This window comes from Cellvibrio sp. pealriver, assembly GCF_001183545.1.
GTDB lineage: Bacteria > Pseudomonadota > Gammaproteobacteria > Pseudomonadales > Cellvibrionaceae > Cellvibrio.
On record NZ_KQ236688.1, the window covers coordinates 4,302,206 to 4,316,775 of the forward strand.

Genomic DNA, 14,570 nt, shown 5'->3' on the forward strand with positions numbered 1-14,570 from the left:
CCTTGAGGTTGTTCGCCTCGGCCTGCAGGATTACCAAACCAGTTGGCAGGCAATGAGCGATTTCACCAACCAACGCACGCCCGATACCACTGACCAGCTTTGGTTGGTTGAGCATCCGCCGGTGTTTACCCAAGGGCAGGCGGGTAAGGCGGAGCACTTGTTGTTTCCGGGCGATATTCCGGTGGTGCAAACGGATCGTGGTGGCCAAGTGACTTACCACGGCCCCGGCCAGCTGGTGGCTTATCCTCTACTCGATTTGCGTCGCCTGAATATCGGGGTGCGCGAGTTGGTGACGCGCATCGAGCAAACCATCGTTGCGACCTTGGCGCATTACGGCATTGAGTCCGCTGCCAAACCGGATGCGCCGGGGGTTTATGTGAATGGCGATAAAATTGCCTCGCTCGGGTTGCGCGTGCGTCGCGGCTGCAGTTTTCATGGTTTGGCCTTGAATGTGGATATGGATTTGTCGCCTTTTGGACGAATTAACCCCTGTGGTTATCAGGGCTTGGCGATGGCGCAAATGCGCGATCTTATTCCCAATCCACCCACTCTTGCGCAGGTTCAAGACCAACTTGTTACGGAATTTGCGCGGAAATTGGGCTACGAAACCTGTACAATGCGCGCCACGTAATTCTGGTCGGGAGCCGGGCAAGGGCTTGTGCGACACGCCGTGAATCCCTCACCCGACTTCCTCTGTGCCTCCGATGAGGCAGAATCAGTAAAGAGCTTCTTTATGTCAGATCTACCACCCGTATCTACCTTTGTCCCCGAACTGCAACCGGTCAAACGTACCGAGCGCTACAAGCAGGGCGAAAAGCTGCGCGATGCCGATAAAGTAGAGCGCATTCCGGTAAAAGTCATTGCGACTGATCGCGATGAAGTGCAACGCAAGCCTGACTGGATCCGTGTGCGTATTCCCGCATCGCCAGAGGTGGATCGCATCAAATCCATTCTGCGCAAAAACAAATTATCGTCAGTATGCGAAGAAGCCAATTGCCCAAATTTGGGTGAATGTTTCAGCGGTGGTACAGCCACCTTTATGATCATGGGCGATATCTGTACCCGTCGCTGCCCCTTCTGCGATGTCGGCCACGGCAAACCCAATCCGCTCGATGTGAATGAGCCGCGCCAATTGGCAGAAGCCATTGCGGAAATGCGGTTGAAATACGTGGTGATTACCTCGGTAGACCGCGATGATTTGCGCGATGGCGGGGCACAACATTTTGCGGATTGTATTCGCGAAGCGCGCGCGCTTAGTCCGAATTTGCAAGTAGAAGTGTTGGTGCCTGATTTCCGCGGCCGTATGGAAATCGCTTTGGATATTCTGGAAAAAGAAGCGCCCGATGTGTTCAACCACAATATGGAAACGGTATCGCGTTTGTATCGCCAGGCGCGCCCAGGTGCTAACTATGAGTGGTCATTGGAATTGCTCAAGCAATACAAAGCGCGCCGCCCGGATGTGTTGACCAAATCCGGTTTGATGGTGGGTTTGGGTGAAACCAAAGAAGAAATTATTGAAGTGATGAAACACATGCGTGAGCACGATATCGATATGCTCACCATTGGCCAATATTTGCAGCCATCAAAAGATCACTTGCCGGTTGCTCGTTACGTTCATCCGGATGAGTTTGATGAGTACACTAAACTTGCGGAAGAGATGGGTTTTAAACACGCGGCTTGTGGGCCATTAGTTCGCTCGTCTTATCACGCCGATAAACAAGCCCATGGCGAAGAGTTCAATATCAACGCCTTCGCCAAGGCTTAGTTTTTTTAATCAATTTACACATTGAGAGGTAAAAATTTCTCTCAAGAAATGATTAAGGCTGTGCTTCTTCTACGCAGCCTTTTTCCCCCTCCGGTAATTTTTCCAAACGAATGTTGGTAATACTCACGGTAAATTTTCCGTCAGTTGTTATGGAAAATGGGCTGGCGATTTTACTTAAATCAAAGTTATCGCTTTTAAAACAATTAAGCGGAATGGGTAGTGAAAACCACTCACCTTTGGGCATGGATTTGATCATGCCGTTAATCGAAATATCGGCTTGGCAAGGATAACCGCAACCCATTCCAATTCTCACGTCTTTACTCGGTTTAACATCCACCTTCATGTCGATGGTGAGTGACACCGCATCTTTGAATTTGGATAAATCGACAGTGCTTCCGGATAGCGAAAAGTTGCCTACGTCTTTTTTACGCGGCGACCATGTGATTTGAATTGCATCGCCTTTGCCTTTGAAGTCCGTAGGTGACACCTCAATTTTTCCACTTGCCGACTTTCCTTCTCGCCCGTTCAGTGGGGTGTACCAATTACTGGGGTCGCCCAGCGCGATACTGCGCTGGATTAATTCACCTTTCACTAAATAAAAATAGTTGGGGTTTAGTGCTGCATTGTCTTGCGCTTGGCTCACCAGCGGTGCCATCAGGCCGCAGGCAAGTAGCAATACTGTTGACGCTGTATGACGAAAAAGCTTATCCATAGTTGTTATCTCTCTGGGCAATTATTATTAGTCAGCAAACGGGAGTTTTGCTGCGCGAATAATATTCACCTAAGTGTGATAAAAGTCAATTTTTCTCATGAGCAACATGAACCGCAAAAGAGCATGTGAAAAACAAAAAGCCCGAACAGAAAAATCTGGCCGGGCTTTTTGTTGTGCATAGCCTGTATTGTCAGGCAGTAAATCGGTTTACTCGAAATAGGCATCCACAGTTTGGATACTGCCGTCGGCATTGTGCACCAATTCAGTCACTTTAATATTGCGCAAATAGGTTTTGCCACCCGAGAGTTGCGAATCGTGATAGAACAAATACCATTTACCGTTGTGCTCAACAATGGAATGGTGGTTAGTCCAACCCAGCACTGGCATAAGCACTACACCTTTATAAGTGAATGGCCCGTAGGGCGACTCACCCACAGCGTAAACGATCTTATGGGTGTCGCCTGTGGAGTAAGAAAAATAATATTTGCCGTTGTATTTGTGCACCCATGCCCCTTCAAAAAAACGGCGCTCTGTATCGCTACTCAAGAGCGGATTGCCTTGTTCATCAAGAATCTGAACATCTTTTGGCGCTTCGGAAAATTGCACAAGGTCATCACTCAGGCGTGCGATTTTAGGGCTGAGTGCAGGTTCATTTGCAGCGGGGTAATTATCGTCCGGGTTGTAAGTGCCGGTTGTCCAGCGCTGTAATTGGCCGCCCCAGATGCCACCAAAATATAAGTAGTAAGCACCGTCATCATCGTTGAATACCGCTGGATCGATACTAAAGCTGCCGTTGATTGGCTCAGGTTCTGCGGTGAAAGGCCCGGTGGGTGAATCACTTATCGCAACACCGATTTGAAAAATATCGCTTTTATTTTTTGCGGGAAAATACAAATAGTATTTGCCATTTTTTTCCGTTGCATCGGGTGCCCACAACTGGCGGCTTGCCCAGGGAATATTTTCCAGTTTGAGCCCTTCACCGTGATCGGTAATCGCGCCGCCCACTTCATCCATGGAAAAAATGCGATAGTCTTTCATATCGAATTTATCGCCTTCACCGTCGGTGGTAATACCTGAATCAATGTCGTGCGACGGATAAATATAAATCCTGCCATTAAAGACATGTGCCGATGGATCGGCAGTGTAAATGTCGGTGATCAACGGCTGGGTAAGAAATGATGATGTATTGGTTTCAGGAGCAGATTTATCCTGACATCCTGCCAAGGCAAGCAGACTTGCGCCTATACCTAAAGTGATAATCATTTTTTTCATAATGCACTCACTATTAATATGTAATGGACGGGTGTGCCCTGTATTTACCAATGCCAGAGAGTGCCATCTTCCAAACGGTTGACAGGTAGACACGCGCGTTTGTAAGGATATTTTGCTGCGAGTTTTTCATCGATATCCACACCGTGGCCAGGTGCTTCACCGGGTGTGAAATAGCCGCGGTCAAATTGATACGCATGCGGAAATACTTCTTCCATTTGTGCGCTGTGCGCCATGTGTTCCTGAATACCAAAGTTGGGAACCCAGTAATCAAAATGCAATGCAGCACCCATGCACACCGGTGATAAATCGGTCGCGCCATGAAAACCGGTGCGCACATTAAACAGGCTGGCAAAATCCGCAATCCGACGCACATGGGTAATGCCGCCTGCGTGCACAATGGTCGTGCGGATGTAATCAATTAACTGGTTCTGGATTAGCTCGCGGCAATCGTGAATGGAATTAAATACTTCGCCCACCGCGAGTGGCGTGGTGGTGTGTTGGCGAATCAATTTAAACGATTCCTGATTTTCCGCGGCTACTGCATCTTCCATCCAAAACAAACGGTAGGGCTCCAGATCTTTACCCAAACGCGCCGCTTCAATGGGTGTTAAACGGTGATGCACATCGTGCAATAAATGAATATCGTTCCCGAATTCTTTGCGTACTTCGGCAAAGACTTCGGGAATAAAATTCAAATATTTTTCAGTTGACCAGATTTCGGTTGCGGGTAAATCCGAATCTGCTGGCTCGTAACTTTTATCGCCTTTGGAAACGCCGTAGGTTTTTTCAATGCCGGGAATGCCGCACTGGATACGAATGGCCTGATAACCTTTTTCACGCGCCTTGCGTACAGCATCGAGTGTGGAATCCAGATCTTTGCCGTTGGCATGAGTGTAGGTGAGGATGCGCTCGCGGCTTTTTCCGCCCAGTAATTGATACAGCGGCATATTCGCCATTTTGGCTTTGATGTCCCAGAGTGCAACATCAATTGCGGCAAGTGCGGTCATGCCCACTGGCCCGCGACGCCAATAAGCGCCGCGATAAAAAAATTGCCAGATGTCTTCAATTTGTTGCGGGTCGCGGCCAATTAACGCGGGGATTAAATAATCCTCTAAATAAGAGACCACACTTTTTTCGCGGCCGTTGAGTGTTGCATCGCCAATACCGTAAACACCTTGGTCAGTAGTAATTTTGAGCGTGACAAAATTTCTGCCGGGGCAGGTGACAATTACTTTTGCATCAACAATTTTCATTCAACGGCTTCTCTGCTGGTTAGCGCGCGGCTTGCACCGGCGCTTTAATCAATGGCTCTATTAATATCGGCGGTTTTCCTCCGGCCCTAAATAACTGGGCAAAAGACCTCCGGTATCAATCACTATTTTTTGCAGGGTTACACCCGGATCAAGGCTGTAGATACGCAATGTATGCGCGCCTGCGGTAATGGCTTTGTGTGTAGATCTGGTGACGCGTACATCGGTGCGCACGGTTTCTTCCCAGGTGGCGTTGCTCATATCGGCAGTCAAACTCACCACTTGCGGTGTCTCATCGTCAATCGCAATAGCGTAGCGCAGTTCTTGTCCGGGCAGCATGGGCCAACTGGGCGCAAACACGCCGTCTATGTTGAGATCGGTTTTATCTAATGTGAAAAAATCGTATTCAACGTAAGGGGCATCGCTTGCATTGGCAAAATGGTGGTCAGTGATGGGATAGACCGACAGTGATGACAGCGTTCGCCCATGCTGGGGAATTTTTTCCCAGCGCAGTGTGCGGCCATCATCCAGCGTCACTGTGTTTTGCCGCTGGAAGTGTTCCGCTTCTATGGCAACAACACCATCGGCCTCCACAAAACCTTTGCCTTTCAGTGCAGTGGTTTTGATGCCTGGATTAAATGCGCTCACACCAATACTCGCACCGCCCCAGCCAGTTCCGGTGATCTGGATACGGCCGGTGTGCTCACCTTGGGGGAGCTTGCTCCAATCAATGCTGACGTGCAGCTGTGCCTCAGTATCAACTTGTACACTAGTATGATTTATTATAATCCAAGGATGGCTGGTTTGGGCAAGAGCCTTAAACGATTTTTTACCCTTATTGAAAATAGTGAGTGTGCGCGATTGTTTGCCAAAAGGATCAAAACGCCCCAACTGATAATTACCGGCGCTCGGCCAGGCCGATGCCATGCCTTCAACGGCGATGCCCATTTCTTCTGCGCTGTGAGGCTCGTAAATGTGCACAACGGGCAGGGTATCTTCCGGCGGGTTGTTCCAATTGCTGTAACCAATATGTGGCTGCGACATAAAGTGATTCCACTTGCCGCCGTTGAGCGCGTGATATTCCCGTTCCAGTGCGGCATCTGCTGCAAATAATTCGCGCACTTTTTCTGCGTAGGTATTGGTAGTGGCGCGCGCTTGTTGCGCATACAAATGGTTTTTGGCTTGGGTATCGTAAAGCGACGTAATTGTCGCGCTGGCTTTGGTGGGGAATAGCACTAATTGATAAAACGCATTGCGCTTTTCTTTGGGGAGTTGCGCGTAAATTTTTTCGGCGCGAGTTGCGTAGGATTGTATTTCAGCGGTGATGCGATCCGCTTCTGCATAATGTAGTTGACTGTAAATCGTTGCATCTTGCAGCTCTGGTTTGCGGCGCAAATTGTGGCGGGTATAACCCGTCATAATGTCGGCAATCTCTTTCGCGAAAGCGTTTCCAAATTCGCGCTCGGCCCAGAGTTCTGCAAAGTCCGGAATACGCTCTTTAGGCCAGGCTTCTGGGTTCCATGCCATGCGCAGGAAAAACTCAATCGGATATTCCATGGGTTTTAAATCGCCCACATTTACGATCCAGATTTTATTCGCCTCATAGGTGTAAGCCAGATGCATTTGCTCCCAAATTTTGGCGATGGAAACGGTATTGATCCAGCGATACGAACGCGGCCCGCCCACATAATCAAAGTGATAATAAACACCGGCACCACCGGCGCGCTTACGCTCCTCCGGTGATGGCAGCCTGCGGATGTTGCCCCAGTTGTCATCGCACCACAGCAAAATCACATCATCAGGTACGCGCATGCCGCGCTCATAAAAACCCTGCACTTCTTTGTACAGTGCCCAGACTTGCGGAACTTGGGTGAGCTGGTTTTTGCCAAATTGATTGGTAAGTATTTCGCGTTGGTCGCGCACAATTTTTTCCAGCAGGCCGATGTTTTCCCCTTCGCTCATGGGTTCATCTTGCTGGCCGCGCATGCCGAGGGTGTAAATGCTTTCGTAAGGTTTGTTGCGCTTAACACCATCCACCCAAAAGTTATATAAATTTTCCGGGTTTTTGGAGTATTCCCACGGGCCTTTGCCGTAGCGGTTCCACTCTTTGTCGGCGCGCATCATAGGTTCGTGGTGCGAGGTGCTCATTACAATGCCGTATTCATCGGCGAGGATCATGTTTTGCGGGTCATCATCGGCAAAAGCATTGTTCCACATCGCGGGCCATAAAAAATTGGCTTTTAAACGCAGCAATAATTCAAATACATTTTCGTAAAACTTATGATTGTAATTGCCGTATTTTTCAGCGACCCAGTTGCTGAGTGCGGGCGCTTCATCGTTTAGAAAAATACCGCGGTATTTCACTTTGGGCATATCAACGATGTGCGTTTTATTATCGATAATCAGTTTTTCTTTTTTAGCGATAGGTACATCTGCCCACCAATACCAGGGCGATACGCCGATCTGTTCGCTCAAGCTGTAAATGCCGTACGTAGTCCCACGTTTGTTTGCGCCAATAATCACCAGCGCACGCTGCACCTGAGGCAATGGTTGTTCGACCACTTGTATCTGGTAGGCATCCCACTGGTTGCGAATATTGCTCACATCCACTTTTTTTGCAGCAACTAATTGATCGATCAGTTGGCTTTTGCCCAGGGTGCCAATAATGACGGCCTGGATATTCTTGCCGTTTGGCTGATGATTAAGTGGAAGTGTTTGGCCGGTGACTTTTGCAATATCACTTTGCAGGTTGCGCGCAGCGCGCAGCACACCCGGAAAATCATGGTTGTCGATAATTAATTCGGCAACCACTTTTTTGTCCGTCAACACCACATTGTTGTGCGCGTTTTCAGTGAGCCAGGATTTCTCCCCCAGCGCAAAACAGCTGGGGGAAAGTAATAGGATTAACCATAAACAGCATAGTCTGCGCATTATTCTGCCCTCGCGTGGATACCCAGTAGTGTTCCGACAAATCCGCCAGCAACTTCAGTGCTCAGGATTTTTGCATCGGCATTTTCCAGCACCGGTTTTTTATGGCCATCTTTATTGTGGTAGTAAAAACTGATCTTGCCTGCATCGCCTTCTATCGCCAACTGCAAAGGTTTGCCAAGATCGGTGGGCGATAATGTGCGGATGACTTTCGGTGCACTTTTATTGGCTTGTTCAATAAACAGCTGCGTTTTGCCATTGATGGTGGTTGCACCAAAATAATAGTGCGCCGTTTCGCTTTGCAGTGCGACGATTCCTGCTGAGACTTTGCCAGCCTGATTTTTTTCAGAAGGTACATCCAATTGGGTGCTGGCACTAAAGCGAGTGTGTTGTTGGCGACGGCCCAGAAATGCCGGTTGCTCCAGTTGATCCAGTGTTACGTTTAATGCCTGTAATTGAATGCGATTATTTTTCAATGCATAAAAGGGCGAATCAGCAGTGCGTAAACTGACCCAATGATGCTGCAATGCGCTGCCGGAAAAATTATCCTGCCAGATAAAATTTCCGGTCATAGGTTCAATGTTTTTGTTGTTGGCCGATGTTGCAGCTGACATTTTGGGTTTATCAAGTTGGTAGGGAATTTCTTTGCCTTGTTCCAAAATCATGGGCCAGCCGTTTTTCCAATTGACCGGCAATAAAAAAGTTTCGCGGCCAGTGTTGTAGGCGGTTTTATCGTAAGCACGTGTTGCTAAAAATACGGCCCACCATTCACCTTCTGTGGTTTGCACTATATCGGCATGGCCAGCGGTGGTGATGGGGTTGGGGCGATTAATATCCAGATCGCGTTGGGTCAGGATAGGATTGCCTTTGTAAGGTTCAAACGGTTTGCTTAAATCTTTGGTACGGAATATCACTGCACTGTGTTCGTAACCGGTGCCGCCTTCGGCGCAGAGCAAATAATACCAACCGTTAATTTTGTAGAGGTGTGGAGCTTCAATCCAAATCGGTTTTTTGGCTAGATCGGTACCGCCATTTACAATCACGCGGCCAGACTCTTTGATAATTTTTTGCTTCTCAAGGTCAAATTCCCACAACCAAATTGCGCGGTGGCCTTCATAGAGTGGCTCACCTATGGGGGCGTCGTTATGCGCGATATAAACGCGGCCATCATCATCGAAAAAAATATCCGGATCTATGCCGCCAACTTCCGGCAGCAAAATGGGCTCAGACCAGGGGCCAGCGGGATTTTTTGCTGTGACAATAAAGTTGCCGCGTACATCAACCAGGGTGGTGATCATGTAAAACGTTCCCTCGTGATAGCGGATTGTGGGTGCATAAATGCCGCGTGAGGTTTTTTGCTTGTAGAGTGGTAATTGCGAAGGGGTAACCAATACATGGCCAAGCGATTTCCAATTCACCAAATCCTTGCTGTGAAAAATGGGTACGCCGGGTGAATACGAAAACGAAGAGGTCACTAGATAATAGTCATCGCCCGCGCGGGTAATACTGGGGTCGGGATAAAACCCGGCAAGCACCGGATTTTGAAATTGGCCTTGTGCTGGTTTTTGTGCAAAGACAGTATCTTTTCCTTCATAGGTAAATTGGTAAAAATTTACCGTTGGCGAATCACTCGCAAATGCACTTAATGAAAAAACATTGGCGATTAAAAAACAGCTCAGTGATTTGGTATTCATTTATTTACCTCATGCGAAGAAAAAAATGGGCAATCACTTGCATGATTGCCCACTGTGAGAGTGTTTAGTGCAGTGCTAACAATTAATTACACGCACTGCCCTGCAATGCATCGGCATAGCCGCGCAGTGCGGGTTTGTCGTTGTAGTTGTTATCGAACAGCAATGGCCAGGCAATTGCTTGGCCGTTGTAGGCTGCGGTCGCGGTGGTTAACCAGGTGCTTGCATCGGTGGTACCCCACACAGTAATACCACCGCGTAAATTGGCAGGTACTGTATCCAGATAGGCTTTTACAATTTCGCAATAACGTTTTTTCTGTGCGAGTGCAGCCGCTTCAGTGAAGGTGGTAATTTTGTTGCCCGGCCAGCCGCTGTTGTACGGATTATTGACAGCTACATCCAATTCCGTAATTTTTACCTTGAGGCCTTTATCAACCACTTTTTTCATGGCTGCACTGATATTGGCGATTGATGGGTAATCCATAAACACATGCATTTGGAAACCTACGCCATCAATAGGAATGTTGCGCGCCTGGAAGTCGGTCAGCATTTCAATCATCTTGGTGGTTTTGGCGTTGTTCTGGTCGATGTTGTAATCGTTGTAATACAGCGTTGCATTAGCATCTGCTGCACGCGCGGCTTGAAATGCCTTTTCAATGTATACCGCACTGTTGCCGCTTTTGGTGTAAAACGCCGAGTCGGTGCGGAAATTTGCCGGGCTGCTGTCATTGATCGCTTCGTTCACTACATCCCAGCTGGTGACATTGCCTTTCGCTTCAAAATGATCGACTACGGCAGTCACATGCGCTTCAACCGCGGTAATAAAATCGGCAGCGGAACCTGACCAATTTTTCATAAACGATGGCACTTGATAGTCCGAATGCCACACCAACGCATGGCCATGTACGGTCATATTTTTACTCTTGGCGTAATCGACAAATGCATCGGCATTGGTGAATGTGAAGTTGCCCTGCGTCGGCTGCAAGTAACTCATTTTCATAATGTTGCCTGCGGTCATTTGATCGAAATGTTTTTCCACCACCGCTTGTTCAGAGGCGTTGGTCAAAATGTTGTAAGTGGCGGAATCGGTATTGGATACCGCAGCACCAATCGGGAAGCTGGCAAGATCGCGCAGGCTGTTAACACCGGCCGAATAAATGCTGCTGGCGGTTGAACTGGTTGCTGAGCTGGAACTTGCAGCCGTTTGCGCGAGCGCGATGGTGACGCTTTTGATGGTAACAACGCCGGCGGGTGAGCCTTTGGCTTGAACACCGATTTGTACGTCGTTATCGGTTTGGTCGAATTTTTTATCGGCCTCGCTGATGGTGCAGGTGATAGTGACATCGGTACCGGCAGTGAGTAATTCATTGCCTGACCAGCAGCCCCATTCTCCCGGCCAGCTTCCCCCTTTGATTTGCGCGAGTGGTTGCAAACTGGCACCGCTGGCTTTGAATTCACTGCTGACATTTACCACCATGGAGATGACGGCTTCTTCCAGCTTGATGGGCTTGGCAACATCGGTGACTGCGCCAATATTGTCGCCACTGGCGGTAAAGCTGACTCCATCGCTATTAAACGTGACACCGGAGTTTCCCTCGCCATTGCCGCGCCAGCCGCTGGTCATATCTACGTTGATAGTTGTGTTAGCGATAGAGCTTGAGCTGCTGGCCGGTGCAGAGGATGCCGGTGTGGAGCTGGGTGCAACTGATGAGGTGGGCACGGATGAAGGTGCCACTGAAGAACGTGCGGTTGATGATGGAGCCACTGAACTTGCCACCACTGAGCTTGCCACCACTGAACTTGGCACTACTGACGATGCAAGTACAGAGGCCGCGCTGGAGTTGGTTGATTTACTGCCTCCGCTTCCACCACCACAGGCACTTAGCCCGATAGTAATCAAAAAGAGAGGTATTAAACGTTGGATTTGTTGCATGGTAAGGTCCCTAGTTATGGTGTTATTGTTGTAGTCAATTAAACCATAACCGTGGAACACTTGTATACCAGTGAGAGCCTGATTTATATCGGCTACTCACAACAGATGTGGCAGGGACTGCGATGCTGAATCAGGTTGCTTGTGGTAGTGCGCGGCTGACTTTGTCGGGCAATCTTTCCAGCAGTTTGCGGCTCATGCGTTGCAACGGCATTTCTACATAATGGGATGCGATCATCGGCAGTAACACCCCTGCAATTCCCAGGGGTATCCAGAGTGGCGCGTACTCTTTGTGGTCAAGCCCAAGCCAGTGGGCACCGTAATAAAACACCAGTACATGCATCAGATAAATCGAAAAGCTGGCCTGGCCAATTTTGCGCATGGGTGTATTGGCAAACAGCAGCGATGTCCAGCGGGAGTCAATCGAGAGCAGATAAATTGCAATCGCAAACGCAATGCTCATCTCCACAGAATCGTAAAGGGCGGGGGTGCTATCAACGAGCATCATGGGCGAGAAAATGACGGCCAAGGCGGTGAGCTGCAATAGGTTCAGTGCAACCCGGTTGCGGGTTCCCTCCCACTGCCAGCGCGGTAAAAGCCCTGCAACCGTTCCTGCCAAAAAGTAATGCAGTTTGTTAGGCACGCTCAAGTTGGGCCAGTAGTCGTGTGTGAGTATCAACAATGCGCACGCAAAAATCCCCAGCGGCATTGCATAGGTCAGGCGGTTGCGATTGGCAATGCACCACCACACAAACAGAAAAAATACGTAGTACTGCACTTCTAACGGAATTGACCAGAAAATACTGACGTTGCCACTGAACAGGTAATGGCGGGCGATATCGGTCGAGCCTTCAATCGCCAAGGGGAAATCGCTGGGAGCGAATTGGGTTAGCAAGATACAGATACTGACGACCAGCCAGTAAATCGGGGCGATACGCGAGAAACGCGCAATCCCGTATTTAACTACCGCGTTGCTGTCGCAGTCGCTGCGCGCGTAAAGGTAGCCCATCAAAAAACCGCTAAGCACAAAAAAAACGCCAACCCCTACGGAGCCAATCAGCCCTATATAAGTTGGCCAAGGCATGTGGGAAACAATAACGAAAAGACAAGCCAATGCGCGTATGCCATCCAGATTGGGCATTTTGTCCTTAGGTCCCGTATGCGGGATGGTTAATGAGCGGGTATCCATAGCGGGCGAACTCCCATCGCAGTGTGTGAATGCAGGCAAATAACTGAAGTTCAGGCTTCAGTCATTGCTGGTTAGATCAATAAGTCTGAAGGGATGAAGCAAAATACAGTCCAGCCGGATTGCTCAACGACGTGCTGAAACCAAAATTGTGGATTTGTACCCGAGTACAAATGTTTTGGACGACAAAAGCAGTGGCTGAATGTTTGGATAATCAAACGTGGCGATATGACGGGGATTCACAAAAGGGCAGGTGCGTGCAGCAATGGATGATTTGTGGGCAGCATGCGGAATTAAAAAATGTGGATCAAAATAGCGAGCAATAAAAAGGCGAACCGAAGTTCGCCTTTTGGGTATTTCAGGAAAGTCAGGATTAGCCTTCCATTTGCTCCAGCTCTTTGCCTTTGGTCTCTTTGATGTACCACATCACGAAGAACACCGAGAAGAGCGAGAAGAAAGTGTAAATGCTGTAAGCGCCCGCCAAGCCAATCGCAGATGCCAGCAGCATTGGGAAGGTCCAGGTGATGAGGAAATTCGCGCCCCATTGCGCCAGACCGGCAATAGCCAGGGCAGAACCGCGCATTTGGTTGGGGAACATTTCACCCAGCATGATCCACACCACTGGCCCCCAAGACATATTGAAGAACACCACATACACGTTGGCCGCAATCAGTGCCAGCATCCCGTCGGTTGGGGAGAGTTGCAGCTTACCGGCTTCGTCGGTTGGTGCACCGGAAAACGCGTAGGCAACCAGTGCAAGGGTGATGGTCATGCCGATAGAACCGAACCACAGCAGGGGTTTACGGCCGATTTTATCCACCAAAAAGAAGGTCACCAGGCAGGCACCGATACTCACCGCACCCGAGATCACATTGGTAAAGAGTGCATCGCTCTCAGAGAAACCGGCCGCTTGCCAGAGTACCGAACCGTAATAGAACACCACGTTGATGCCCACAAATTGTTGCAATACCGCAAGGCCAAAACCAATCCAGACAATCGGGCGAATTTTGCCGGTGCTTTTGTTCACCAAATCGCGAAAGCTTGGTTTGTGATCATGAGCCAGGGTGTTGTAGATGTCTTTGACTTTGTCATCGGCTTTGTCGCCATAGAGTTTGGTAAGGACTACTTTGGCTTTGTCATTTTTACCATTGGCAACCAAAAAGCGCGGGCTTTCAGGGATCAGGAATAGCGCCAGGAAAAAGATACCGGCAGGGATCAATTCCATCCAGAACATCCAGCGCCAGGTTTCATAACCCCACCACAAAATAGACGTTGAACCGCCAGCGGTTTCGGCCAGTTGGTAATTGCTGAGGAAGGAGAAAAACAAGCCGCTGATAATCGCAATTTGTTGGATGGAGCTGAGTTTGCCGCGGTACTGCGCAGGTGCCACTTCACTGATGTAGGCGGGGCAAATAATACTCGCTGCGCCTACTGCGAGACCGCCAATCACGCGGTAGATGATGAATTCAACCGAGCCGGTTGCAATGCCTGAGCCCCAGGCAGAAATAATAAACAGAATGGATGACACCATCAGTACCCACCAGCGGCCATATTTGTCGGCCCACTGGCCAGCAAAGAAAGCGCCGACGGCGCAACCGAGCAGCATGGAGGACACGCTAAAACCGGTGCCCATGGAATCGGAATTAAACGCTTTTTGCAGGCCATCAACGGTGCCGTTAATTACACCACTGTCATAGCCAAACAGAAATCCACCAATGGTGGCGATCAAACTAATGAGTACGACAAACGACATGTTTGCCTGGGTAGGGCTGGAGGTCTCGTTCATGGTAATACCTGTTATTGAAATTATCGTGTGCCTGTCTTTGATCGGCAGGC

At 49.1% G+C, this 14,570-nt stretch carries 10 protein-coding genes; 2 read left to right on the top strand and 8 right to left on the bottom strand.

Annotated elements, in window-relative coordinates; all coding sequences use genetic code 11:
- Positions 1-52: 52 nt before the first annotated feature.
- Together lipB and lipA are read left to right on the top strand one after the other, a co-directional pair.
- The gene (gene lipB / locus VC28_RS18690) at positions 53-631 is read left to right on the top strand and encodes a lipoyl(octanoyl) transferase LipB (protein ID WP_369799064.1); all 579 of its coding nucleotides are present in this window, start codon (positions 53-55) and stop codon (positions 629-631) included.
- 102 nt (positions 632-733) lie between these two features.
- Positions 734-1,765: a lipoyl synthase gene (lipA, locus tag VC28_RS18695; protein WP_049631973.1), complete on the top strand. Its 1,032-nt coding sequence runs from the start codon at positions 734-736 to the stop codon at positions 1,763-1,765.
- Between the two features lie 52 nt (positions 1,766-1,817).
- On the opposite strand, the gene VC28_RS18700 is transcribed toward lipA, so the two are convergent.
- The 8 genes from VC28_RS18700 to VC28_RS18735 form a co-directional block, all read right to left on the bottom strand.
- The gene (locus VC28_RS18700) at positions 1,818-2,477 is read right to left on the bottom strand and encodes a putative glycoside hydrolase (protein ID WP_049631974.1); all 660 of its coding nucleotides are present in this window, start codon (positions 2,475-2,477) and stop codon (positions 1,818-1,820) included.
- A gap of 207 nt (positions 2,478-2,684) precedes the next feature.
- The gene (locus VC28_RS18705) at positions 2,685-3,749 is read right to left on the bottom strand and encodes a glycoside hydrolase family 43 protein (protein WP_053094236.1); all 1,065 of its coding nucleotides are present in this window, start codon (positions 3,747-3,749) and stop codon (positions 2,685-2,687) included.
- Between the two features lie 44 nt (positions 3,750-3,793).
- Positions 3,794-5,002 (bottom strand): D-mannonate dehydratase ManD, encoded by a 1,209-nt coding sequence (gene manD / locus VC28_RS18710; protein WP_049631975.1) that lies wholly within the window; start codon positions 5,000-5,002, stop codon positions 3,794-3,796.
- A gap of 60 nt (positions 5,003-5,062) precedes the next feature.
- Positions 5,063-7,930, bottom strand: a complete 2,868-nt coding sequence (locus VC28_RS18715; RefSeq protein ID WP_049631976.1) for a glycosyl hydrolase 115 family protein — start codon at positions 7,928-7,930, stop codon at positions 5,063-5,065.
- Positions 7,930-9,621 carry a glycoside hydrolase family 43 protein gene (locus VC28_RS18720; protein ID WP_049631977.1) on the bottom strand — a complete coding sequence of 564 codons (1,692 nt, stop codon included), beginning with the start codon at positions 9,619-9,621 and terminating at the stop codon, positions 7,930-7,932. Before VC28_RS18720 ends, VC28_RS18715 begins: the two co-directional genes overlap by 1 nt.
- 82 nt (positions 9,622-9,703) lie before the next feature.
- On the bottom strand, positions 9,704-11,551 hold the full coding sequence (locus VC28_RS18725; RefSeq protein ID WP_049631978.1) for an endo-1,4-beta-xylanase: 1,848 nt from the start codon (positions 11,549-11,551) through the stop codon (positions 9,704-9,706).
- Positions 11,552-11,681: 130 nt separating this feature from the next.
- The gene (locus tag VC28_RS18730; protein ID WP_049631979.1) at positions 11,682-12,737 is read right to left on the bottom strand and encodes an acyltransferase family protein; all 1,056 of its coding nucleotides are present in this window, start codon (positions 12,735-12,737) and stop codon (positions 11,682-11,684) included.
- Between the two features lie 370 nt (positions 12,738-13,107).
- Entirely contained in the window at positions 13,108-14,520 is a 1,413-nt protein-coding gene (locus VC28_RS18735) for a sugar porter family MFS transporter (RefSeq protein ID WP_049631980.1), read from the bottom strand.
- Positions 14,521-14,570 lie beyond the last annotated feature (50 nt).

Excerpts from the sequence above, each read along its gene's own strand:
- lipB (WP_369799064.1), top strand. The coding sequence starts at position 53 with ATGAGCGATTTCACCAACCAACGCACGCCCGATACCACTGACCAGCTT.
- lipA (WP_049631973.1), top strand. The coding sequence starts at position 734 with ATGTCAGATCTACCACCCGTATCTACCTTTGTCCCCGAACTGCAACCG.
- VC28_RS18700 (WP_049631974.1), bottom strand. The coding sequence starts at position 2,477 with ATGGATAAGCTTTTTCGTCATACAGCGTCAACAGTATTGCTACTTGCC.
- VC28_RS18705 (WP_053094236.1), bottom strand. The coding sequence starts at position 3,749 with ATGAAAAAAATGATTATCACTTTAGGTATAGGCGCAAGTCTGCTTGCC.
- manD (WP_049631975.1), bottom strand. The coding sequence starts at position 5,002 with ATGAAAATTGTTGATGCAAAAGTAATTGTCACCTGCCCCGGCAGAAAT.
- VC28_RS18715 (WP_049631976.1), bottom strand. The coding sequence starts at position 7,930 with ATGCGCAGACTATGCTGTTTATGGTTAATCCTATTACTTTCCCCCAGC.
- VC28_RS18720 (WP_049631977.1), bottom strand. The coding sequence starts at position 9,621 with ATGAATACCAAATCACTGAGCTGTTTTTTAATCGCCAATGTTTTTTCA.
- VC28_RS18725 (WP_049631978.1), bottom strand. The coding sequence starts at position 11,551 with ATGCAACAAATCCAACGTTTAATACCTCTCTTTTTGATTACTATCGGG.
- VC28_RS18730 (WP_049631979.1), bottom strand. The coding sequence starts at position 12,737 with ATGGATACCCGCTCATTAACCATCCCGCATACGGGACCTAAGGACAAA.
- VC28_RS18735 (WP_049631980.1), bottom strand. The coding sequence starts at position 14,520 with ATGAACGAGACCTCCAGCCCTACCCAGGCAAACATGTCGTTTGTCGTA.